Genomic DNA, 405 nt, shown 5'->3' on the forward strand with positions numbered 1-405 from the left:
GGAAGGTGCCGTGGCCGTTAATAATGTATCCGCTAAGTGTTTCAGATTCATTTTCAGGAAAACCCAAGCCGTATTTTTCGTTCAGTAAATCCAATTCAACTCTTCCGCTGAAAATGTATTCATTCTCTGCAATCTGTTTATCTACCAATTCTTCTGTATCGTATTCATCTTTTATTTCTCCAAAAATTTCCTCTAATACATCTTCCATTGTTACAATTCCTGCAGTGCCGCCAAACTCATCAACTACCCATGCAACGCTTTTTCTTTCTTTGGTGAATTTATTAATCAAATCAGAAGCACTCATACTTTCGGGCACTGTTGGTATGGCCAGCAATATTTCTTTTATGCTTGATGGATTTTTAAATAAGTCTAATTGATGAATATAGCCTACAACATTATCAATGG

1 protein-coding gene is annotated in these 405 nt (G+C 36.0%); it reads right to left on the reverse strand.

The window, feature by feature from the left end; all coding sequences use genetic code 11:
- Nucleotides 1-405 (reverse strand): CBS domain-containing protein (locus E3E25_RS11400; protein WP_167893419.1); only part of this gene is annotated, 405 nt, incomplete at both ends.

It is taken from the genome of Thermococcus sp. MAR1 (assembly GCF_012027305.1).
GTDB lineage: Archaea > Methanobacteriota_B > Thermococci > Thermococcales > Thermococcaceae > Thermococcus.